The sequence below is a fragment of the Massilia aquatica genome (assembly GCF_011682045.1).
In the GTDB taxonomy this organism is placed as follows: Bacteria; Pseudomonadota; Gammaproteobacteria; order Burkholderiales; family Burkholderiaceae_D; genus Telluria_A; species Telluria_A aquatica.
The window spans coordinates 14,274-36,834 of record NZ_VVIW01000018.1; the positions used below are offsets into that span (position 1 = coordinate 14,274).

Sequence of the window (22,561 nt, forward strand, 5' to 3'; positions counted from 1 at the left end):
GAGGTATTGGTCAGGAGTGGTTGCAACCGCAAGCGGCTGTAGAAGAATTCTTCTGGTGCGCAGGCGGCACCGGATCGAATCCGCCATCATCCCACGGATGGCAGCGGCACAGGCGGCGCGCGGCCAGCAGGCTGCCGCGGGCGGCGCCGTGGGTGCGGATCGCTTCGATCGCATAATTGGAGCACGTCGGGTAAAAGCGGCAGCGCTGTCCCAGCATCGGGGATAACATCAGCTGGTAAGCACGCAATAACCAGACGAGCAGGGTATTCATGGTGACGCCTTTGGCTCGGGCGTCCCAGCAGGGGGCGTCCCGGCGGGCATGGCCTCGCGCGGCGCACGCTGCGACGAGAACAGACGCGCAATTTCCGCGCGCAGGATCGCCTTGAGCGCGGCGTTGGTGGCCGGGCCTTGCTTGGTATTGACCGGGCGCGCGAGGCGCACGATACAGTCGACGGCAGGCAGCGGCGCCATGCGGAACAGCTCGCGCGTCACGCGCTTGATCGTATTGCGGGTCACGGCACGGGGCGCAAAGCGCTTGGCCACGACCACGCCGAGCCGCGCATGCGGCAAGTCGTTCGAGCGGGTGTAGAGCACGAAATGGGCCGTTTTTTGGGCGGGGCGCAAACGAAAAACGGATGAAAATTCATCCGTTTTAACGATACGCCGAACGCGCGCGAAGTCGTGTGAACCTTCGCTAGTCATAGCCAACCGCGATCGGGCAGTAAGTGCCAGACTTATACAGCCAGGCGTTTGCGACCCTTGGCGCGGCGTGCATTGAGCACATCGCGACCGCCACGGGTTGCCATACGTGCGCGGAAGCCGTGCGTACGCTTGCGACGAACGACGGAAGGTTGGTAAGTACGTTTCATGGTGGTCTCGCTTAAAGCAAAATAAAATGCAAAATCGGGTCTGACGTCCCGTCAGTTTTCGGCGCCAATGACATTTCGCAGATGTTAAGCCAGCGTCACGCCACAGCAAAAATACTCATATTTACCCGCTAAGCCACAGCTATCAGTCACGATTACATGACTCATTTGCACGGAGTACGGGCGGGGAACCTTGGATTAGAACGCATTTCGCCCTCTCCTGTCAAGGATGGCGGTGCTTTGGCCGGCTGGTCGGCGGGTTTTCGCATTGCAATTGTGGACTGGAAAATACACCAGGCGCCGGACCGGCAGGGTGCGCTGCTTGCTTTACAGGCAACTTGATTTCCAGCTATTCCCCCTCTGCCACGTTGCCCCTGCACCGAAAATAAGCGGCGTGCCTGTGGATAACTCGGGCCTTCGCGGGTAGAATAGCGTGTTACGTGTGGCGAACCGCTCGCAACGCATGCGTCAGGGGGCCTCGAAAAACCGTAGCGAGCGGCGCAAGTTTCGTTCGAGAAGCGCAGCCGTACCAAGGTACGGTGAGCATCGCCGGGCGAAAATTGCGCCGCGCAGTAGGGTTTTCGAGGCCCCCGCTAGCGAAGCATCATCGAACCGCCCCTCCACACCTTATTCAGACAGAAGATTCATGGAAAATTTTTGGCAGACCTGTTCCGCGCAATTGGAACTGGAGCTGACGCCGCAACAATTCAGTGCGTGGATCAAACCGCTGGTTGCCCTCGACTACGAGGACGGCAAGTTGCGCATCGCAGCACCGAACCGCTTCAAGCTGGACTGGGTGAAGTCGCAGTTCGCCAACCGCATCACGGCCCTGGCCTCCCAGTATTGGGAAGCGCCGACCGAGGTGCAGTTCGTGCTCGACCCGCGTAACGCCCTGCCGAAAAAACCGGTGGCGCCGCACCCGGCCCCGAACGACGGCCCGCTGCCGGGCACCATCAACAACGGTCCCGGCAATGGCAACGGTCCTGCGGACAATCCGGCCGCGCCCGAGATGTTCAACATCGGCACGTCGCCGCGCCGCGAGCAGAGCCGCGTCAACACCGACCTGACCTTCGACAGCTTCGTGACCGGCAAGGCCAACCAGCTGGCGCGCGCCGCCGCGATCCAGGTGGCCAACAATCCGGGCGTGAGCTACAACCCGCTGTTCTTCTACGGCGGCGTGGGCCTGGGCAAAACCCACCTGATCCACGCGATCGGCAACCAGGTGATGGCCGACCAGCCGGGCGCCAAGATTCGCTACATCCACGCCGAGCAGTACGTGCGCGACGTCGTCACGGCGTACCAACGCAAGGGCTTCGACGACTTCAAGCATTACTACCACTCGCTGGACATGCTGCTGATCGATGATATTCAATTCTTCGGCGGCAAGAGCCGCACGCAGGAAGAGTTTTTCTATGCGTTCGAGGCTTTGATCGCGGCAAAAAAACAGATCATCATCACCAGCGATACGTATCCAAAAGAAATCACCGGCATGGACGACCGCCTGATCTCGCGTTTCGATTCCGGCCTGACGGTGGCGATCGAGCCGCCGGAGCTGGAAATGCGGGTGGCGATCCTGCTCAAAAAAGCCCAGTCCGAAGGCGTGACGTTTTCGGACGACGTGGCCTTTTTCGTGGCCAAGCACCTGCGCTCGAACGTGCGCGAGCTCGAAGGCGCGCTGCGCAAGATCCTGGCGTACTCGCGCTTCCACGGCAAGGACATCACTATTGATGTGGTGAAAGAAGCGCTCAAGGATTTGCTGTCGGTACAGAACCGCCAGATCTCGGTGGAAAACATCCAGAAAACGGTGGCCGACTTCTTCAGCATCAAGGTGGCCGACATGTATTCCAAGCGCCGTCCCGCCAACATTGCGCGGCCGCGCCAGATCGCGATGTACCTGGCCAAGGAACTGACCCAGAAGAGCTTGCCCGAGATCGGCGAACTGTTCGGCGGACGCGACCACACCACGGTGCTGCACGCGGTGCGCAAGATCGCCCTCGACCGCACCAAGAATGCCGAATGCAACCATGAGCTGCACGTTCTGGAGCAGACTTTGAAGGGCTAAAGTTCAAATTAATGTGCGAACGGCAATTTCTGGCAAAATATAGCATTAGCAGCAAGGTTACCGTGGCCCTGTTGTTGCGTTGTCAGCCCCGGAGCAAGCCTGCTTGCCGGGGCGGCGGGCGTGGCGGCACTGCTTAGCGGGCCATACAGGGGGCCTCGAAAAACCGTAGCGAGCGGTGCAAGTTTCGTTCGAGAAGCGCAGCCGTACGAAGGTACGGTGAGCATCGGAGAGCGAAAATTGCGCCGCGCAGTAGGTTTTTCGAGGCTCCAGAGTACATTTCTGACAACTTACCGAGGATTACTATGCAATTGGTCAAAACCACCCGAGATACCCTTCTCCGGCCACTGCAGATCGTGAGCGGTATTGTCGAGCGTCGGCACACTATGCCGATTCTGGCCAATATCCTCATCCGCAAGGACGGCGAAAACGTCTCGTTCCTGTCTACGGACACCGAAGTGCAGATCACCACGCACGCCAGCATCGGCTCGGGTGCCGATGTGGCCGGTACCACCGTGGCCGCGCGCAAGCTGCTCGACATTTTGCGCGCCCTGCCCGAATCGGGCGACGTCACGATGACCCTGGTCAACAAGCGCCTGACGGTACAAACCGGCAAGTCGCGCTTCGCGCTGCAAACCCTGGCGGCGGAAGAGTTTCCGACCGTCTCGGTCGCGGACACCTACAACGCCACGGTGACTCTGCCGCAAAAGACGCTCAAGCACCTGTTCAACATGGTGCACTTTTCGATGGCGCAACAGGATATCCGTTACTACCTGAACGGCCTGCTGCTGGTGCTCGATGGCCGCAACGTCATCGCCGTGGCCACCGACGGCCACCGCCTGGCGTTTTGCCAGGTCGAGACCGAGCAGGAATTCACGCGCCAGGAAGTCATCATTCCGCGCAAGACGATTATCGAACTGCAGCGTTTGCTGGAAGAAAGCGACGAGACGGTCCAGCTGGACATTTCGACTTCGCAAGTCAAGCTGACCTTCGCCGACATCGAGCTGGTTTCGAAGCTGGTGGAAGGCAAGTTCCCGGATTACACGCGTGTGATTCCGAAGGGCTACAAGAACGACTTCACGATCGGCCGCGACGAGCTGCTGCGTTCGCTGCAACGCGCGGCGATCATGACCAGCGACAAGTTCAAAGGTGTGCGCTGCATCATCAGCCCGGGTAGCATGAAAATCAGCTCGACCAATGCGGACCAGGAAGAAGCGGTTGAAGAACTCGAAATCGACTACGGCGGCGACAGCGTCGACATCGGTTTCAACGTGACTTACCTGCTGGACGTGTTGAACAACCTGAAGTGCGACCAGATCAACATTGCGCTGGGCGACTCGAATTCGTCGGCACTGATTTCGATTCCGGACAACGCGGACTTCAAGTACGTCGTCATGCCGATGCGGATTTAAGCAACACGTAATACCGGGAACTTTCGATCCGTCGTTCCCGCGAAGGGCTAGGCGCCCCCGCGGGAATCCATAGCACCTGCGAATAGCGAAGGTGCTATGGGTTCCCGCCTTCGCGGGAACGACGGGGGCGGTTCCGACCTTTAGCACCCGATACATCGTTTTTTGAGAAAGCAGTCCATGTCCGAGAACACACCAGCAATCCCCGCCAAGATCGAAGAATACGGAGCCTCCTCAATCCAGATCCTCGAAGGTCTGGAAGCGGTGCGCAAGCGCCCCGGCATGTACATTGGCGACACCTCGGACGGCACCGGCCTGCACCATCTGGTGTTCGAAGTGCTGGACAACTCAATCGACGAATCGCTGGCCGGCCACTGTACCGAAATCCACGTCACGATCCACTCGGACAATTCGATTTCGATCACCGATAACGGCCGCGGCGTACCGACCGGCCTCAAATTCGACGACAAGCACGAGCCAAAGCGCAGCGCGGCCGAAATCGTCATGACCGAATTGCACGCCGGCGGCAAGTTCGACCAGAACTCGTACAAAGTCTCGGGCGGCCTGCACGGCGTGGGCGTTTCCTGCGTCAACGGCCTGTCGAAACTGCTGAAACTGACCATCCGCCGCGACGGCAAAGTCCATTACATGGAATTCGTGCGCGGCGTGCCGCAAAACCGCGAAATCGAGATGATCGACGGCGTCGCTGTGTCCCCGATCAAGGTCATTGGCGAAACCGACAAGCGCGGCACCGACGTCCACTTCTGGGCCGACGAACAGATTTTCACGCACGTCGAATTCCACTACGAAATCCTGGCCAAGCGGATTCGCGAGCTGTCGTTCCTCAATAACGGCGTCAATATCAAACTGACCGACCAGCGCACCGGCAAGGAAGAAATCTTCGCCTTCGAAGGCGGCACGCGCGGCTTCGTCGAATACATCAACAAAGCCAAGACGGTACTGCACCCGACCGTATTCCAGGCTACCGGCGAGCGCCTGTCGGACCAGGGCACCAATATCAGCGTCGACGTCTCCATGCAATGGAACGACGCCTACAACGAACAAGTGCTGTGCTTCACCAATAACATTCCGCAGCGCGACGGCGGCACCCACCTGACCGGCCTGCGCGCTGCGATGACGCGTGTGATCAACAAATATATCGACGAGCACGATTTCGCCAAGAAAGCCAAGGTTGAAATCAGCGGCGACGATATGCGCGAAGGCCTGACCTGCGTGCTGTCGGTCAAAGTGCCGGAACCCAAATTCAGCTCGCAGACCAAAGACAAGCTGGTATCGAGCGAAGTACGCGGCCCGGTCGAGGAAATCGTCGCCAAGACCTTGACCGACTACCTGATGGAAAAGCCGAACGACGCCAAGATCATCTGCGGCAAGATCGTGGAAGCGGCGCGTGCGCGCGAAGCGGCCCGCAAGGCACGCGACCTGACCCGCCGCAAAGGCATCATGGACGGTCTGGGCCTGTCGGCCAAACTGGCCGATTGCCAGGAAAAAGACCCGGCGCTGTGCGAACTGTACATCGTCGAGGGTGATTCGGCGGGCGGCTCGGCAAAACAAGGACGCGACCGGAAATTCCAGGCCATTTTGCCGCTGCGCGGTAAAGTGCTGAACGTGGAAAAAGCGCGTTTTGAAAAAATGCTCTCGTCGGAACAGATCACGACCCTGATCGCGACCCTGGGTACCTCGATCGGACCGGACGAATTCAACGTCGACAAGCTGCGTTATCACCGCATCATTATCATGACCGATGCGGACGTCGACGGCGCCCACATCCGCACCTTGCTCCTGACCCTGTTCTATCGCCAGATGCCGCAACTGGTGGAACGCGGCCATATCTATATCGCGCAACCGCCGCTGTATAAGGTCAAGGCTGGCCGCGACGAGCGTTATCTGAAAGATGACGTGGAAGAAGCGAGCTACATGATGACGGTGGCCTTGAACAGCGCCGTACTCATGCCGCGTGAAGGCGGCGACGCGATTTCGGGCGAACCGCTGGCTGAACTGGTACGCCAGTTCAACCTGTCGAACGCGATCATGATGCGCCTGACGCGCGTGATCGACCGTGCCGCCCTGACCGCCATCATGACCGGCGTTACCCTGGACCTGAGCACGCTGGAAAACGCCGGCGTCTCGGCCGCTGCGATGGAAAAGATGATCGACGACAAAGCCGTCAAGGTGAGCGTGCGTTCGGACGATCTGAGCGAAAAACATGCGCTGCGCATCGAGCGTATGCACCACGGCAATATCCAGGTCAGCTCGATCGACGCCGATTTTGTGCAGGGGGCCGATTATTCGACCCTGGCCAGTGCGGCGGCGACGTTCCGGGGTTTGATCGGCGAAGGCGCGTTCATCCGCCGCGGCGAAGGCGAGCGCATGAAGGAGACGGCAGTGGACGACTTCCACCACGCGATGCAATGGCTGCGCGACGAAGCCGAGCGCACCGTGACCAAACAGCGCTACAAAGGGCTGGGCGAAATGAATCCGGAACAGCTGTGGGAAACCACGATGGACCCGACCGTGCGCCGTTTGCTGAAGGTGCAGATTGATGACGCCATTGCGGCGGATCAGATTTTCACCACCTTGATGGGTGATGAGGTCGAGCCGCGCAGGAACTTTATCGAGTCGAATGCGCTGCGGGCGGGGAATATTGACGCATAAACTTTCGAATAAATATGCTAGCGACTACGTTACGCGATAGTCAGGCAGACAATCACAATACAAAGGGCTCTAACGAGCCTTTTGTAATTTTTATCTTCTTACCTCTGCTTAATCATCGCCCACGGAATCTTTCGCATAAAAACCGTACAACGAGCTAAAATCCAACGATATTTCATTCTTGAGCAATCGATTTTTTCGATTTTCGAATAATTTCATCAAATATTCTTTTTTATCGAGAGCTCGTCCATGGTGCAATAATTTGTGACACAGAGCACAAAGCGCTACGACGTTTGATGGGACGTCAAGTGACCATTTAAATTCTCCCTGATGGCTCATCGGCACTAGATGATGCGCTTCAACGTAGGGTCTTTTTCCTGAATTGGAAATAAATGTTTGATGCATCGGATCAACCTCACACATAAATTCTGCTTGGCGTAAGGCATATGCAGACACAGATACACTACGAGCCCATCCATTTCTATTTGTAGATACTCGTTTAGGAACCGGAACTGCTTTCAGAAAATCTATTTGAGTTACATCCGTATTATCCAGTTTTGTCGCTGCTTTTTCGAGTGCGACTTGCTGGAATTCTGCTTCACTCACAGGAACCAGGTTTTGTATTGAACTACCTGCCACAGGAAGCAACCTATCGTAATGGTGTAGGAGGGCGAAGAGATCCTCTTTAAGCTGCGATTTGCTGGGTAAATTAGTGCGAGGATAGTGATAACTTATGATGGCTCCGTTTTCATACCCAATGCCTAAATCACCAGTCGCTTTAAGATTAATACGGCCTAAAATAGAACGAGGTTCTGGATTTAAATAAAGCAAAGCTTTCCTCGCGCCCACTTGAATTTTTTCCACTGCCAATTTCCGAGAATAGTTACGCTGGACTGACGTCACTCCCTGATTTAAACTAAGGTAACAGCAGTCCATAGCTTCTGAGAAAAGCAAAACGATATAATATCCATCCTGAGCTGTAGTGGTAACCTTGGAATTGAAAATTGCAATCCATGGAACACGCGCGATGTTACCGGTACCGATCGACCCCATTACCTCAAAATCGGAAATGCGTCCGCAATCAGTAAGGAGCAGCGTGAAGAATCCAGGCAAATCATTAAGTATGCTTATTTGATCTGCGGTACCAATTTTTTTTGCTTTACCAGACAATTGTGATCGAGTATCAAGATAATTGTCGAAAACATCAAGAAGAAGTTGCATAGAAAAGATGACGCTAAAATATTGAACATGTAGACTACCACTATTCAACGTCTAAGTGTTACCTCAAGTGAAAAGTCATGACATTAACCAATTTGTTTGCAGTCCCACGACGCAGAATGTATGGGCGGGACGACAAGAACATCGTCGTAATAAAGTCATGACAACAAGTATGCAATGCGAGCGAACTTTGGCATTTCCACAAAGTGCTTGGGAAGCACGTGCGGCAGCAATGGACAATCTGGACGCCCTCCTCCCTCTCTGCTCACGGAAGCATCAACAGGCAGCTCCGGATTTGCGCCGAGCTATTGTCGGAATGGTGGACGATGGAAGTCGCTCTCGTATGTACCTGATGATAGTACGAGACCCTGTTTCCCCGAAAAACGTGCATGACGAGTTGCGGCTGTTTGTAAAGAGGAAGCAGCCGGCGTTCTACAGAAAAGGCACTCAGCCTTACAAATTTTCCAAGATGCTGAGCCATTCGTTAAACCGTGGGCACTGTTGGCGAATTCGTGCCAATCCGATTTCAAGGGCAATCAACACGCCAAATTGCACTTTAGCGTATTCATAGCCTGGCCAGCGTGCGATCAAACGCTTCGATGGTGCGGTCAGCTTTGAATTATTGACATGCTCCGGTCCCCCGCACGCGGCCAGTTCCTGTTGCCACGCTTGGATGACGCTCTGCGGCACCTCCGCATAGGAAAATGCACTCAAATCACTGAACAACAAAGCTTCGTATTCGTGTAGCTGCAAATAGGGAATGAAGTTTGGTTGACCAACGCTGGCGGCAAGGTTGGCCTCCAAAACAGCGACTTGTGCAGGCGCTGGCTGATTGTTATTCCAGTTTGCGACGTTAGGAAAGTCAACCGGCAAGCCGTAGACATCGAACATCGTCGTGACCTTGGCGCTCTGATCCTGCAGGCACCAGCGCTTTACCTGATGGACGATCTTCCCATAGCTGACAACACCGCCTCGATGGCCTTTGCTCGTTTCGATTATGCGAGGTGTCAGGTAAACCTGCAGGCCCGCGAAATGGGGCACCAACAACTCCCTGACAAATGTCTCTTCGGTCTGGCCCTCCACCAGGATGTTCACGCGGGTATGGTTGCCGGCCATTAGCGCGGCCTTCCGCCAAAAACATTACGCTTCCACAACTCGCCCAAGGTGTATTCCTCAAGCCATTCCGCCAACGCCGCTGCATCGAGGCGTTTGAAGGTGGATTGCTCGCCCTCCCGGTCGACCACAATGACGTGCTTTGGGTCAAATTGATTGAGCAATTCGACCGATTGCGAGGAGACGATCAGTTGATGTTTGGCCGAGGTTTGCCGCATCAGCGATGCGAGCAGTTCGATTGCGTAGGGATGCAAACCGAGTTCCGGTTCATCGAACAGTATTGTTGCGGGCATCAACTCTTCCGGCTGCAGCAAGACCGCAGCGAGACAGATGAAGCGCAGTGTACCGTCCGATAAATGATGTCCGAGGAAAGGGAAATCACTGCCTTTTTCCTGCCATTCCAACTGGATCGAATTCGGGTCCAGAGGGTTGGGACGCAACTGGAATTCGGCAAAAAATGGCGCGACCAGTCGCACCGTATCACTGATCCGGCGGAAATGATCAGGGAACTGATGCTGCAACCGGTGCAGATACGCAGGTAGATTAGATCCGTCCGGCCGCAACAGAACATTGTCGTTCAACGCGCAGCTCTGCTTCATTGGCGCGCTGTCGCTGGTGTCGTGAAAATGGTAAACGATCCAGCTCTTGACCGATGGCACGACATAGGCTGCAACGTTAGGGTGACGCCCATTGCCGGACTCGGTTTCGGTATGGCCTACGCCCAAGGAAAATACGGCTCCTGTGTAATCCCAGTAGAAATTCTCTTTGGCGAAAATGAAGCCGTTGCCTTGTGTGGGTTCGAGCCCCAGCTGGTAGCCGTTATTGCCAAAATACATCTCGGCTTCCAATTGCGGTGTCCGTTTACGCCCGTGATACAGGAGTGCATCCGGGCCGCCGTTCTTGGCGACGTAATAGTTCAGCTCACTCGCCATTAGGCGCGCCAGCAGCCGGAAGAAACTGATGAAATTGCTCTTGCCGGCACCGTTTGCACCAATCAGTACATTCAGATTATCAAGCTTAAGATTGTCCAACGAGCGGATCGACTTGTAGCCGCGAATCGTTATTTTACGAAGAGGATGCATGCTGTCATATTCCGAACCGAGTATGAAGACATCATAGCGCAGGCGTCCATTGCCGTCGTGGGCGGCGTGCGTAGTATGGCGTTCGCAGGGGCTGGCGTGAGAGTGTCGGATTCGCAACACCCGTATTGCGTCGGCGGCTGATAATTACCTTTGATAAATTATTTGTTCTATAATGTAAGTAAATTCAGCCATTCTGCCGCATATCTTCGCTGCGCACCAGGAACCTCCCATACGCCCGATCCGACGTACTTCATTGCGGCGATCCCTCGACCAATCACTGTCAAACATGAACTCCACGCTCCGCTCGTTCTTCCTGCCCCTATTCGTGACCGCGCTTGCCACCGCCAGCCCTTCCTTCGCCCAGGACAGCACCCAGGCAAGCACGCCTGCCGCTGCCGCGGTACCCGCGCTGCCGCGCCACCCAGTCTATGCCTCCAAGGGTCCCGTGTCACTGTACGTCAATACCTACGGCGATGAACTGACCTATTTGCGGATCGTGCACCGCTCGCATGTAGTTGGCGGCAACGTCGGGAGAATGGCGCTTTCCCTGCTCGGTACACGCGAACAGACGCACAATAAGGAAGATTTTCTGGGCGATGCCGTGACGGATACCCGCAAACCGCAGAACCTGATCAGCCCCTTGCTGCTGGACCTGCCCAAAGCGCTCGACGAAAAATTCGTTGCCGTGCTGGCCGAGAAAGAGGGCAGTGGCGCCGCACCACGCAAAAATGGCATGACCATCACGCCCTTGGGCTGGCATTTGCTGTACAACGAGCTCATGGCCGGTACGGAACGTGAAGACGAGTATGTGCTGCGTTTCGCTGCCCGTTTCAGCAAGCGCCCCGAAGGCGCGACCGACAGCTTCTTCCGCAAAGTGCAAGACACTGCCCGCTCCTGCGGCTATGTCTCCAAGCCACGCAAACTGAGCGCATGGAAAGCGAACGACTACGAAGCCGTCGCGGCCGAACAGAAGCTGGCGACGCAGTCGTGCCTGGCTGCCCTGACGTCCTCGATGCCGGAATGGTTGGGCATCGATACGAGCTCCAAAATCAAATCGGCCAAACTCAATTGCCAGACCGAGATGAACCTGTGCGTTGCGGAAGCCGATACCACGGTCGACCCAAAAGCCTCCAAAGTCGAATGCAAGGTGGAATACAAGCAGTGCGTCAGCGAAGACGTCAAACCGCTGGTCGACAGCACCCCGATCGGCGCCTGCAAAGCCACCTTCGCCACCTGCAAGGCAGCGGTGATCGAGAAGGCCCGCGCGATCAATCCCGGCGTGAAACCGGAAAAATCCGAATATCTGCCATGCACGGCCGAGCTCAAGGCCTGCGTCAAAACCGTCAAGGATGGTCAATAAGTCTGCAAGCACGCCGACAGGCGCATTGGCAGCATCAAAAAACCAGGCCCGCGCCTGGTTTTTTGCATTCACGCCAACCAGCCGCTTCACGCAGTGGCGTCACCAAATGATTTATACTGCCGCGCAGCATAAATTCAGGCCTTGCGCAGATTCCGGCCTTATACAGCATACAATCCCGGTTCCGGCCCTGCGGCTCACTAGCCCGGCCAACCACATCAGTCCGACATACAGCCGGCATACTCAGGAGTAATTGATGATCGACTCGTCGCCGAATTCGAATCACCCGTCCCACGACAACAACCCGCCTTCTTTCCTGCGCCGTATTCCGATCGCTTTCGGCGCTTTCTTCGGCGCGCTGTCGGATGGCGGCTTCGCCGGCCGCATCGAGCGCGTGCGTGACGGCATGCCCGTGCCACCGCCGGCCCCGGTCGCCGCGGCGCCAGCGCCAGCGCCAGTACCAGCACCAAAACCGCCGGCGGCGCCCACGCCCGACACCGCCCTGCAACTGCTGTCCCTGCTCCAGCGCGATGCGCGCCTGATCGACTTTACCCAGGAAAACCTCTCCGGCTTCTCGGACGCCGACATCGGCGCCGCCGCGCGCGTGGTGCACGAAGGCTGCGCCAAGGTGCTGCGCGAACACTTCACCATCGTCCCCGTGCGCGACGAAGCCGAAGGCAGCCGTGTCACCCTGAACGAGGGCTTCGACGCCCGCGCCGTGCGCCTGACCGGCAACGTGGTCGGCAAGGCCCCGTTCAACGGCAGCATCAGCCATCGCGGCTGGCGCGCGGCGGACGTGCGCCTGCCCACCCTGGCCGCCGGCCACGACGCCACCGTGCTGGCCCAGGCGGAGGTGGAACTGTGAGCAACGCCTACTTCTCGATCGGCATCGATCTCGGCACCACCCATTGCGCCCTGGCCTATGTGGACCTGACCGCCAGCGATGGCGAAACAACTTCCCACGGCGTCCTTGAGATTCCGCAACTGGTCGACGCTGGCGCGGTCGGCAACGGCCACCTGCTGCCTTCCTTCCTGTACATGCCGCACGGCGACGAATTGCCGCCCGGCGCGCTCAACCTGCCATGGACCAGCAGCCAGGACTACGCGGTCGGCGAATTCGCCCGCGCGCGCGGCGCCCAGACCCCGATCCGCCTGGTGTCGAGCGCCAAGAGCTGGCTGTGCCACCCGGGCGTGGACCGCCGCGCGGCGATTTTGCCGAGCGACGCGCCACCGGAAGTGACGAAATTGTCGCCGCTGGAAGCCTCCACCCGCTACCTGGCGCACCTGCGCAACGCGTGGAACGCGGCCCATCCGGAAGCGCCGTTCGACGAGCAGGACATCACCGTCACCATCCCGGCCTCGTTCGACCCGGCCGCGCGCGAGCTGACCGTGGAAGCGGCCAAGGCCGCCGGTTACGTCAACCTGACCCTGCTGGAAGAGCCGCAAGCGGCCCTCTACAACTGGATCCAGAACAGCGGCGGGCGCTGGCGCAAGGATGCCAAGCCGGGCGACATCATCCTCGTCATCGACGTGGGCGGCGGCACCAGCGACTTTTCGCTGGTCACCGTCCTGGAGCGCGACGGCAACCTGGAACTGCACCGCATCGCCGTGGGCGACCACATTTTGCTCGGCGGCGACAATATGGACCTGGCGCTGGCGCACCTGGTGGCGCGCAAGGTCGCGGCCACCGGCACCCAGCTGGACGCCTGGCAAATGCGCGCGCTGGCCTACGCTTGCCGCGCGGCCAAAGAAAACCTGCTCAGCGATGCGACCCTGGCCACCCAGCCGATCGTCGTGCCGAGCCGCGGCTCCAAACTCATCGGCGGTTCGATCCGCACCGAACTGACCCAGGAAGAAGTGCGCGCCACCATCCTCGAAGGCTTCTTCCCGCAGGTGGAAGCGGCCGCGCGCCCGGTCAGCCGTCCACGTGGCGGCCTGGTGCAGCTGGGCCTGCCGTATGCGCAGGATGCCGGCGTCACCCGCCACCTGGCCGCCCTGCTGGGGCGCCAGGCCGACGCCACGGCAGAGCTGGAAGGCTTCGCCGGCACGGTCAGCGAGAGCGCCAGCTTCCTGCACCCGACCGCCGTGCTGTTCAACGGCGGCGTGTTCAAGTCGGACGTCCTGGCCGAACGCACCCTCACCACCCTGAACGACTGGCTGGCCGGCGAAGGCGCTGCACCTGCGCGCATGCTCACCGGCGCCGACCTCGACCTGGCCGTGGCGCGCGGCGCCGCCTACTACGGCTACGTGCGTCGCGGCAAAGGCATCCGCATCCGCGGCGGCACCGCGCGCGCCTACTACGTGGCGATCGAATCGTCGATGCCGGCCGTGCCTGGTTTCGAACCGCCGATCCAGCTGCTGTGCGTGGCCCCGTTCGGCATGGAAGAAGGCATCGAAGCCCAGCTCAAGACCCAGCAATTCGGCCTGGTGGTCGGGCACGCCATCACCCTGCGCTTCTTCGGCTCGTCGGTACGGCGCCAGGACCGCCTGGGCGACCTGCTCGACTTCTGGCATCCGGACGAGATGCAGGAAGTCGGCGAAATCCAGGCCACCCTGCCTGCCGAAGGGCGCCAGGCCGGCGATGTGGTCGCCGTGACGCTGGCCGCCGTGGCCACCGATACCGGCACCCTGGAACTGGTGGCGCAAGCCGTCCAGGGCGCAGAGCGCTGGAAGGTGGAGTTCGACGTGCGCGGCAACGGCATCGGCAACACCTAGGGCACGGCGTGGCGCGCCAGTACATCGTCGGCATCGACCTCGGGACCACCAATAGCGTGGTCGCGTATGCGCCTGTCGATGCGCAGCATGGCCGCGCCGCCATTACCCTGTTTGAAATCGAGCAACTGGTGGCGCCGGGGCAAGTTGCCGCCCTGCCGCTGCTGCCGTCGGTACGCTACCATCCGGCGGACGGCGAATTGCCGGCGGCCGACATGCAGCTGCCGTGGCCGCCGGATGCTGCCGAAGCGCAGCCGGTGGTGTTCGGCCAGCTGGCGCGCCGCCTCGGTGCGCAAGTGCCGGGGCGCATGGTGGCCAGCGCCAAGAGCTGGCTGTCGCACACCGCGGTCGACCGCATGGCGCCGATCCTGCCGTGGGGCGCCGCGCCGGACGTCGCCAAGGTGTCGCCGGTGGCGGCCAGCGCCAGCTACCTGGCTTACCTGCGCGCAGCGTGGAACAGCCAATTTCCCGCTCATCCGCTCGAGCAGCAGGATCTGATACTGACGGTCCCGGCCTCTTTCGACGAAGGCGCGCGCGCGCTCACCCTGGCCGCAGCGCGCCAGGCCGGACTGCATCAACTGCGCCTGCTGGAAGAACCGCAGGCCGTGTTCTACGACTGGCTGTTCCGCCATCGCGGCGACTTGTCCGGCGAACTGGCGCAGACGCGCATGGTGCTGGTGTGCGACGTCGGCGGTGGCACCACCGACCTGAGCCTCATCAAGGTGGACCTGCAAGATGGCCAGCCGCAACTGACGCGCATCGGCGTGGGCAACCACGTGATGCTCGGCGGCGACAATATGGACCTGGCGCTGGCCCATGTGACGGAAACAAAAATGGCGCAGATGGCCGGCACGGAGCAGCCGCGCCTGTCCTCCGGCGCGCTGTCGCAACTGATGGAACGCTGCCGCGCCGCCAAGGAACAATTGCTGGCGGCCGACGCGCCCGAACAGGCGCAGGTAACCTTGCTCGGGTCCGGCTCGCGCATGATCGGCGGCATGCGTTCGGTGGCGCTGACGAAAGAGGAAGTCGGCAGCATCATCGTCGATGGCTTTTTCCCGCTGGTGGCGGCCACCGAGCGGGTGCAGCAGGCGCGCGCCGGCATCGTCGAGTTCGGCTTACCGTACGCGCGCGATGCCGCCGTCACCCGCCACATCGCCGACTTCTTGCAGCAGCACGCCAGTGCCCTGCAAGCGGCGCAGGACGACGGCACGGCCATGCCCGATACCCTGCTGCTCAACGGCGGCGTGTTCCGCGCCGCTGCGCTGGTGCAACGCTTGCAGGACACCCTGGGCAACTGGCGCGGCGCACCGCTGCGCCTGCTGCACAACGACAATCCGGACGTGGCCGTGGCCCGTGGCGCGGTGGCGTACGCGCTGGCGCTGCAAGGCCAGGCGCCGCGCATCGATGCCGGCGCGGCGCGCAGCTATTTCCTGGTGCTGGACGACGCAAAAGGGCCGAAGCGCGGCATCTGCATCTTGCCGCGCGGCAGCGAAACCGGCCGTGAAATCCTGCTCCAAGACCGCACCTTCGCCCTGCGCCTGGGGCAACCGGTGCGTTTCCATGTGATGACCTCGAATGCCGACGGCGCCGATGCCCCGCCTGCGCCCGGCGAACTGGTCGATCTGGACGATCCGAAATACGTGCGCCTGCCGCCGATCGCGACGGTACTGAAAGGCGCCAAGTCCGCAGGCGGCAAGCAGGAAACCGCCGTCCAGCTGGCCACCGCGCTGACCGAGGTCGGTACCTTGGAAATGCACTGCGTCAACCTGAGCGACGCCAGCCAGCGCTGGCTGCTGGAATTCGACCTGCGCCACGACAACACTGCGGGCGCGAGCAACAAGCCGGACGGTGCGCCATCGCCGCAACTGATGGCCGCGTTTGAGAAGATCGACCGCATCTTCGGCAAGAAAGCGCAGCAGGTGACGGCGAAGGAAGTCAAGCAGCTGCGCGCGCAACTGGAGCTGCTGCTGGGTGATCGGGAGCAATGGCCAACCACCCTGCTGCGCCAGCTGTTCGACGCCTTGTGGCAACGCGCGCGCGGACGGCACCGGTCCGCCGAGCATGAAAGAGTCTGGCTGAACCTGGCTGGCTATTGCCTGCGGCCGGGCTTCGGCCATGCGCTCGACGACTGGCGCCTGGAACAATTGTGGACCCTGTTCGAGTCCGGCGTGCGCCATGCCGACGATAGACAGGCACGCGCCGAATGGTGGACCCTGTGGCGCCGCGTCGCCGGCGGGCTGGGCGCCACCGAACAGCTGCGCCTGCTCGACGACTTCGCCTTCAATCTCCAGACCAACAAGGAAGGCGGCGCGGCCAGCGGCGATGGCAGCAACCCGGTGGTGGCCGGCAGCGACGACGACATGCTGCGCCTGGGCGCATCGCTCGAACGCATTCCGGTCGAGTACAAGGCCGAAATCGGCGGCTGGCTGCTGGAACGTATCGCGCAGCCGGCAGCAGCCGTGCCGGCGAAAGACAACACCAGCGCCAGCCGCTACCTGTGGGCGCTGGGCCGCATCGGCGCGCGCCAGCCCTTCCACGGCAGCACGCACGATGTGGTGCCGACCGAGGTGGTGGAAGGCTGGCTTGAGGCCATCCTGGCGCTCGACTGGAAAAAGGTCGAGTCGGCCGCCTTTGCCGCCGTGCATCTGGCGCGCATGACCGACGACCGCGCGCGCGACTTGCCGCTGGCCTTACGCGAACGCATCGTCCAGCGCTTGCTGGCGATCAACGCGCCGCCGGCCACCATCACCATGGTGCAGCAGGTGGTGCAGCTGGACCAGGCCACGGAACGCTGGATCCTGGGCGAATCGCTGCCGCCGGGATTGAAGCTGATCGCCTGATGCCGCCGGCCCGCGCTTGACGCGTAGCGCACGCCTTGTCATGCTGTTGTTCTTGTTTGTTCGCTTCCTCCGCCAATGAATACACTGACCGATGCCCTGAACAGCCTCACAAACAGCGATCTCAAGCAATTGCTTGCCAATTTTCCTGGTAACAATAAGGTGACACGCAAAGACTTGCTGGTCGCCGCGCTCCTTGATGAAATGTCGGACACCGGCTTGCCGCGTGTCTGGGCGATGCTCGATCCTTGCCAGCAACTGGCGGTACGCGAAGCGGCGTACGACGTCCTAGGCAGTTTCGATAGCCAGCGTTTTGCCGCCAAATACGGTCAATCTCCACGCTTTTATCATCCTGGAAAATCTGTCTCTGTCCGTGGCCCGATGAACGTGCTGAATCTGTTTCTGTTCAAGCATGACGACGCCATCGCCCTCCCCGCGCAACTTGGCCTGCGCGTAGCGGCCTTGTTCCCGCCGCCTGCGCCGAATGCGCTGGCAAGCCTTGCCGTCTTACCCGAGCCGGAACAGCAAGGACAAGGTGATGATGATCAGACGCCGCTGACGCAGCGCAATACAGCACCCGATGCCCTGTACGAGGTCGTCGCTATGCTGCGCATGGTCGATCAAAAGCACTTTACGGTCAGCGATAAAACGCGCATGCCGGGCGTGGCCGCCTTGCGTACGATTGAAGGCAAGCTTGCCAACGCCGATTTTTATGACCCCACCACCGCCTGCGACTATTCGGACCAGCAGATTGGCGCGATCAAGCCGGTGGCGTGGCCGCTGCTGCTGCAGGCAAGCGGCCTGGCGGAACTGCATGGAAGCAAACTCGGATTGACCCCGGCCGGCATCAAGGCCCTGCAGGCGCCACCGGCCGACGTGCTGCGCGGCATCTGGCAAAAATGGCTGGCCTCAACCGTGTTCGACGAATTCAATCGCGTCGATGCGATCAAGGGCCAGAAGACCAAGGGCCGCCTGACGCCGGTCGCCGTGCGGCGCGCCGCCATCGGCCAATTCCTCAAGCGCTGCCCCGCCGCACGCTGGGTCGAGGCCGATGAATTGGGGCGCTTCATGCGGGCCGAAGGCGCGCCGCTAGCGGTAGCCAACGATCCGTGGTCGCTCTATCTGGAAGACGCCAATTACGGCGCGCTTGCGTATACCGACGACGAGTGGGATATCTTCGAACGGCGTTATCTGCTGTGCGTGCTGTTCGAATACTGCGCTACCTTGGGCATGATCGACGTGGCCTATCGCTCGCCGCACGATGCGCGCCCCCGGTTCCAGGACTTGTGGGGCGGCCAGGGCATGAGCTTCCTGTCGCGTTACGACGGCTTGATGTATATCCGCTTGACCGAGCTGGGGGCGTATTGTCTTGGCCTGAGTGCGACCTACACTGCGCCCGCCCAGGCCGCCTCGTGCGCCTTGTCGGTCAGCGCCAGCCTGGCGATCGGGGTGAGCGGCGGTAGCCTGTCGGCCGAAGATGCGCTCTTGCTGGAAAACTGGGCAAGCCGCGACAGCGACTCTGTGTGGCGTCTGGACCGCGAAAAAACCATGCTCGCCGTCGAGCGCGGCCAGGATACGGCGCAGCTGGCAGTCTTCTTGCAGTCGCGCGACAGCCAACCCCTGCCGGCACAGGTGGAGAGTTTCCTGCGCACCTGCAACAAGCAGGGCAAGGCGATGCGCGTGCTGGGCGCCAGTGTGCTGATCGAGTGCGCCGATGCGAACACGGCCGACCTGATCGCCGGACACAAGGACACAGCGGCGCTGTGCATGCGCGCGGGCAAACGTCATCTGGCGGTATTGCAAAGCCAGGAAGACAAATTTCGCAAGGCGGCGCGCATGCTTGGGTATGGCATCGTTTTATAAGCGAGGACCGGATTGCTTTTTCAACGGAGCAAGCTTCCCGCCTGGACACGCTGACCATGTACCAGCGCACCGCCGACGAGCGCGAACTGGCGCGCAAGGTGACGGCGCTGCTGCGCCAGCCCGGTAGCGGCGGCGTGCCGGCCGGATCGGCCGCGCCGGCCCAGGTCATGACGCAGTCGCTACGCTACGTGCGCGATCCGGCGGTCAAGGCCTGGGTGCTCAAGGTCGCGGACGGCATCTGCGAAGGCTGCGACATGGCCGCGCCGTTCACGGGCAACGACGGCTTTCCCTACCTGGAAGTGCACCACGTCATGCCGCTGGCCAGCCAGGGCTCGGATACAACCTCGAACTGCGCCGCGCTGTGCCCGAATTGCCACCGGCGCTGCCATCTGTCCCTGGACCGCGACGAATTCCGGCTGGCGCTGTACGAAAAAATCGACCGTCTCGTGCTCGAGGTGCCCGAGGTGCCCGACAGCGTCCTGGATGAAAACGCCGTGTTTATCGACCCGACAAACAACAGTTGAGCTCGTTTCGCACGCATCTCACCATGCAGCGCGACATTTTTTCTCATATTGCGCTACAGTAACCACCCTTTTGTTATTTTAGAAACATCTACATGCACGCCGCCCGACTGCCCCTCCTCCTGACCACCCTCTTCATTTCCGCCGGCGTCGCCCAGGCCGGCGAGCTCGAACAGCAAATGCTGCGCTGCTCCGTGCTTGGCGACCCGAGCGCGCGCCTGGGATGTTTCGACACGCTGACCAAGGCCGCCACGGCCGAGACTGTTGCCGGCAATCCGACGCCGGACGCCACCGTCGCCGTCGACCCGGTCAAGCGGGCAGCAGCGGCAGCGACCGCCGCCGAGCCAGCAAAGCCGATTCCGGCCGTGGCGTCCAACACCCCGGCCCCGCCGGAAACGCCGATTTCGCGCCTGGAGCAGTTGTGGGAGTTGAGCGATGCCTCGCGCCGCGGTACCTTTGCCGTGCGTCCGCACCGCGAAAACTACCTGCTGGTGGCCAATTACAGCACCTCGTCGAACGATGCGCCGTACCGCGACTTTACCCCGTCCGGCCTGAAAACCAAGCGCGTCGAGCTGACCTATCAGCTCAGCCTGAAAATGAAGGCCGCCGAAAAAGTCGCCGGCTTGCCGGTCGATATCTGGCTCGGCTATACCCAGCAGAGTTTCTGGCAAGCGTACAACCGTTCGCAATCGAGCCCGTTCCGCGAAACCAACTACCAGCCTGAAATCATGGCGGTGGTGCCGATCAATAAATCGTTCGGCCCAATGAACCTGCGCTTCGTCAATTTTGGCCTGATTCACCAGTCGAACGGCCAAACCTCGACCCTGTCGCGCAGCTGGAACCGCATGTACACCGAAGTCGGTGTCGATAACGGCAATTTCGCGCTGACCGCGCGCCTGTGGCGCCGCCTGGATAACGCCAAATCCAACAACGACAATCCGGACATCACCGATTACCTGGCGCGCGGCGACGTGCGCGCGAGTTATCGCAAGGATGGCTATGAGTATTCGATCATGGCGCGCCGGAATATGTCGACCGACCATGGCGCGGTCCAGGCCGCGATTGCGTATCCGCTGGCGACCAATCTGAAGGGCTATGTGCAGGTGTTTTCGGGCTACGGACAAAGCCTGATCGACTATAACTATTCGCAGCGCTCGGTCGGCGCCGGTTTTACCGTCGATTTCTGATGCGCGCTCTGGTAGCAGTATAAAAAACGGCCTCGAAAGAGGCCGTTTTCATGTGTGCATCGCCAGCTTATGCGGCGGCAGGTTTACCCGACAGGCGCTGCAGGCGTTGCAAGGCCGTTTCGCCGCTGGTGTCGTTCTGCACCGACTTGCGGATCGCATCGATTTCCGCAGCCTGGTCGAGCGGCTTTTGGCCAATGTCGGCGACGATGCGCATGCCTTCGGCTTCGTTGCTCACTTCCTGGGCGCGGCGCGTGAGGGCATTCAAGGCGGTCGAATTGCCTTTCATGCCGGTCAGGCCAGCCAATTGGCTCTGGCGCTCGGCGCGCATCGATTGCAGGTCCTTCTGCGCCTGGGCCGCTGCCAGCTGCTGCAGCGCTTTCTTGGCCTGGGCGTCGAACTCGGCGAGCTGTTTGGACAGCGCGTCGATGATCTTTTGCAGCTCGTCCATGTAGGCCTTGGCGTCGGCTTCTTCCTGGATTTCTTGCGGCAGGCGGCTCTTGTTCGCTTCGAGTTCGTCGCAGAACATGGTGACGGTCGCTTCCGAAATCTTGCCCGCAGCCAGACGTTCGGCCAGGGTTGCCGTGGCCTTTTCGTCGTTGGCGATCAGTTCGCGCAGGCTGACCACGTCCTTGTGCTCCTTCTCGAAAGAGGAACGCGCCGATGCCAGCACTTGCGCGGTGGCGCGCAGGGTGTCCGCCAGGCGGTCGCGGTCGGCTTCGGTCGCCGTTTCAGGATCAAAATTGGCGATCGCTGACGATATACGGTCGCCCAGCACGCCGAAGTGCTTCGAAATCAAACGCGCCGTCAGTCCCCATCCACTTGCATTGCTCATCTTGAATCCCTTTCGTTGTTAAGTAAAACTGCCTTTACCGAACCGTTACTGGATAACGACCCGTTCTTGCTCCACCGGTAAGCCAATGACGAAATCGACATGGATACCGCGTTTTGAGTTATCGCCATTCACGCTGGAGAGAATCTCCGTCGTGATCAGCAAAAATTCGCTGCCGCCGCCCGGCAATTCGCGCACGTACGGCATGAAATACATTTCCTGCTTCAGACCCTTTTCCCCGCCGGCGTCGTCGATCCGGGTTTCGGTGCCGGTGAACGGACTGACAAAACTGGCGTTGCGGTCGCCCGCATCGCGCACATAATCGAGGCGGTCGCTGTCGCCGAATGCCGTGGCCAGTTCATCCTCGGACAGGCCGACATCATCGAGCTGCTCGCGCCACAAGGTGTAGGTCTGGTCGCCCAAGCCAAAACCGGCGCGGCCGGTGTAGGCGTCCTGGTCTTCCGCCGTTTCGGGAATCACACGGGCCAGCTGGGTGCAGTACATGATCTCGGCGACCTGGCCTTTTTCATCGGCGTACAGCTGCAAGAACTTCTCCCTGGCGTCATCGTCGCCCTTGGCCAGGTAATACCGATACAGCCCGCCCGCCAGATTGAGCTTGATCTGCGATACCGCCTCGATCAATGTATCGGCCTCGCGCGGCATGGCGATCAGCGAACCGTTGGCCTGGGCCCGGATCAGGGGCGACATCTGCAGCTTGAGCATGCCGCCGATGCGCGCGCCCATCGGCAAGCCCTCATCTTCGCGCCGCGCCTTGCCATCGGCGCCGTGCTTGCCGGCGATGCCGCGCATATAGTCGAATGCATTCTTCCAGCCCATC

The 22,561-nt window shown here is 60.4% G+C and carries 18 protein-coding genes; 10 read left to right on the forward strand and 8 right to left on the reverse strand.

All coding sequences use genetic code 11. The features are described from left to right. Positions 1–10 precede the first annotated feature (10 nt). From yidD to rpmH, 3 genes are read right to left on the reverse strand one after another with little or no spacing between them, the layout of a single operon-like run. Entirely contained in the window at positions 11–271 is a 261-nt protein-coding gene (gene yidD / locus F1609_RS24330; RefSeq protein ID WP_167079248.1) for a membrane protein insertion efficiency factor YidD, read from the reverse strand. Then, positions 268–702 carry a ribonuclease P protein component gene (gene rnpA, locus F1609_RS24335; protein WP_167079249.1) on the reverse strand — a complete coding sequence of 145 codons (435 nt, stop codon included), beginning with the start codon at positions 700–702 and terminating at the stop codon, positions 268–270. Before rnpA ends, yidD begins: the two co-directional genes overlap by 4 nt. A gap of 32 nt (positions 703–734) precedes the next feature. Beyond that, the gene (rpmH, locus tag F1609_RS24340; RefSeq protein ID WP_010401996.1) at positions 735–869 is read right to left on the reverse strand and encodes a 50S ribosomal protein L34; all 135 of its coding nucleotides are present in this window, start codon (positions 867–869) and stop codon (positions 735–737) included. A 643-nt stretch (positions 870–1,512) separates the two neighbouring features. Here rpmH and dnaA point away from each other — a divergent pair. The 3 genes from dnaA to gyrB all read left to right on the forward strand — a co-directional run bounded on the left by dnaA (position 1,513) and on the right by gyrB (position 7,007). Then, positions 1,513–2,928 (forward strand): chromosomal replication initiator protein DnaA, encoded by a 1,416-nt coding sequence (dnaA, locus tag F1609_RS24345; protein WP_167079250.1) that lies wholly within the window; start codon positions 1,513–1,515, stop codon positions 2,926–2,928. A 302-nt stretch (positions 2,929–3,230) separates the two neighbouring features. Next, positions 3,231–4,337: a DNA polymerase III subunit beta gene (gene dnaN / locus F1609_RS24350; protein ID WP_167079251.1), complete on the forward strand. Its 1,107-nt coding sequence runs from the start codon at positions 3,231–3,233 to the stop codon at positions 4,335–4,337. 177 nt (positions 4,338–4,514) lie between these two features. After that, entirely contained in the window at positions 4,515–7,007 is a 2,493-nt protein-coding gene (gyrB, locus tag F1609_RS24355) for a DNA topoisomerase (ATP-hydrolyzing) subunit B (RefSeq protein WP_167079252.1), read from the forward strand. Positions 7,008–7,115: 108 nt separating this feature from the next. Here gyrB and F1609_RS24360 read toward each other — a convergent pair whose 3' ends face one another. The 3 genes from F1609_RS24360 to F1609_RS24370 form a co-directional block, all read right to left on the reverse strand. Beyond that, positions 7,116–8,225, reverse strand: coding sequence for an MrcB family domain-containing protein (locus F1609_RS24360; RefSeq protein WP_167079253.1), 1,110 nt, complete (start codon positions 8,223–8,225; stop codon positions 7,116–7,118). A 450-nt stretch (positions 8,226–8,675) separates the two neighbouring features. Then, positions 8,676–9,338, reverse strand: a complete 663-nt coding sequence (locus tag F1609_RS24365) for a DUF4276 family protein (protein WP_167079254.1) — start codon at positions 9,336–9,338, stop codon at positions 8,676–8,678. Further along, a complete protein-coding gene (locus F1609_RS24370; protein ID WP_167079255.1) occupies positions 9,338–10,417 on the reverse strand; it encodes an AAA family ATPase in 1,080 nt (359 codons plus the stop codon). The genes F1609_RS24365 and F1609_RS24370 overlap by 1 nt, the downstream gene beginning before the upstream one ends. Before the next feature lie 286 nt (positions 10,418–10,703). On the opposite strand from F1609_RS24370, the gene F1609_RS24375 reads away from it, so the two are divergent. The 7 genes from F1609_RS24375 (at position 10,704) to F1609_RS24405 (ending at position 20,894) form a co-directional block, all read left to right on the forward strand. Continuing rightward, positions 10,704–11,777: a hypothetical protein gene (locus tag F1609_RS24375; protein ID WP_167079256.1), complete on the forward strand. Its 1,074-nt coding sequence runs from the start codon at positions 10,704–10,706 to the stop codon at positions 11,775–11,777. Positions 11,778–12,030: 253 nt separating this feature from the next. Continuing rightward, on the forward strand, positions 12,031–12,639 hold the full coding sequence (locus tag F1609_RS24380; RefSeq protein WP_167079257.1) for a DUF2760 domain-containing protein: 609 nt from the start codon (positions 12,031–12,033) through the stop codon (positions 12,637–12,639). Continuing rightward, a complete protein-coding gene (locus F1609_RS24385; protein WP_167079258.1) occupies positions 12,636–14,489 on the forward strand; it encodes an Hsp70 family protein in 1,854 nt (617 codons plus the stop codon). Before F1609_RS24380 ends, F1609_RS24385 begins: the two co-directional genes overlap by 4 nt. Before the next feature lie 8 nt (positions 14,490–14,497). Continuing rightward, the gene (locus F1609_RS24390) at positions 14,498–17,326 is read left to right on the forward strand and encodes an Hsp70 family protein (RefSeq protein ID WP_167079259.1); all 2,829 of its coding nucleotides are present in this window, start codon (positions 14,498–14,500) and stop codon (positions 17,324–17,326) included. 159 nt (positions 17,327–17,485) lie between these two features. Further along, entirely contained in the window at positions 17,486–19,186 is a 1,701-nt protein-coding gene (locus tag F1609_RS24395; protein WP_167079260.1) for a hypothetical protein, read from the forward strand. Between the two features lie 56 nt (positions 19,187–19,242). After that, positions 19,243–19,710, forward strand: coding sequence for an HNH endonuclease (locus tag F1609_RS35260; protein WP_167079261.1), 468 nt, complete (start codon positions 19,243–19,245; stop codon positions 19,708–19,710). Between the two features lie 92 nt (positions 19,711–19,802). Further along, entirely contained in the window at positions 19,803–20,894 is a 1,092-nt protein-coding gene (locus F1609_RS24405; RefSeq protein WP_167079262.1) for a phospholipase A, read from the forward strand. A 67-nt stretch (positions 20,895–20,961) separates the two neighbouring features. On the opposite strand, the gene F1609_RS24410 is transcribed toward F1609_RS24405, so the two are convergent. Then, positions 20,962–21,726 (reverse strand): hypothetical protein, encoded by a 765-nt coding sequence (locus tag F1609_RS24410; RefSeq protein ID WP_166881596.1) that lies wholly within the window; start codon positions 21,724–21,726, stop codon positions 20,962–20,964. 45 nt (positions 21,727–21,771) lie between these two features. Beyond that, positions 21,772–22,560, reverse strand: a complete 789-nt coding sequence (locus F1609_RS24415) for a DUF2491 family protein (RefSeq protein WP_167079263.1) — start codon at positions 22,558–22,560, stop codon at positions 21,772–21,774. Between the last annotated feature and the right edge of the window lies 1 nt (position 22,561).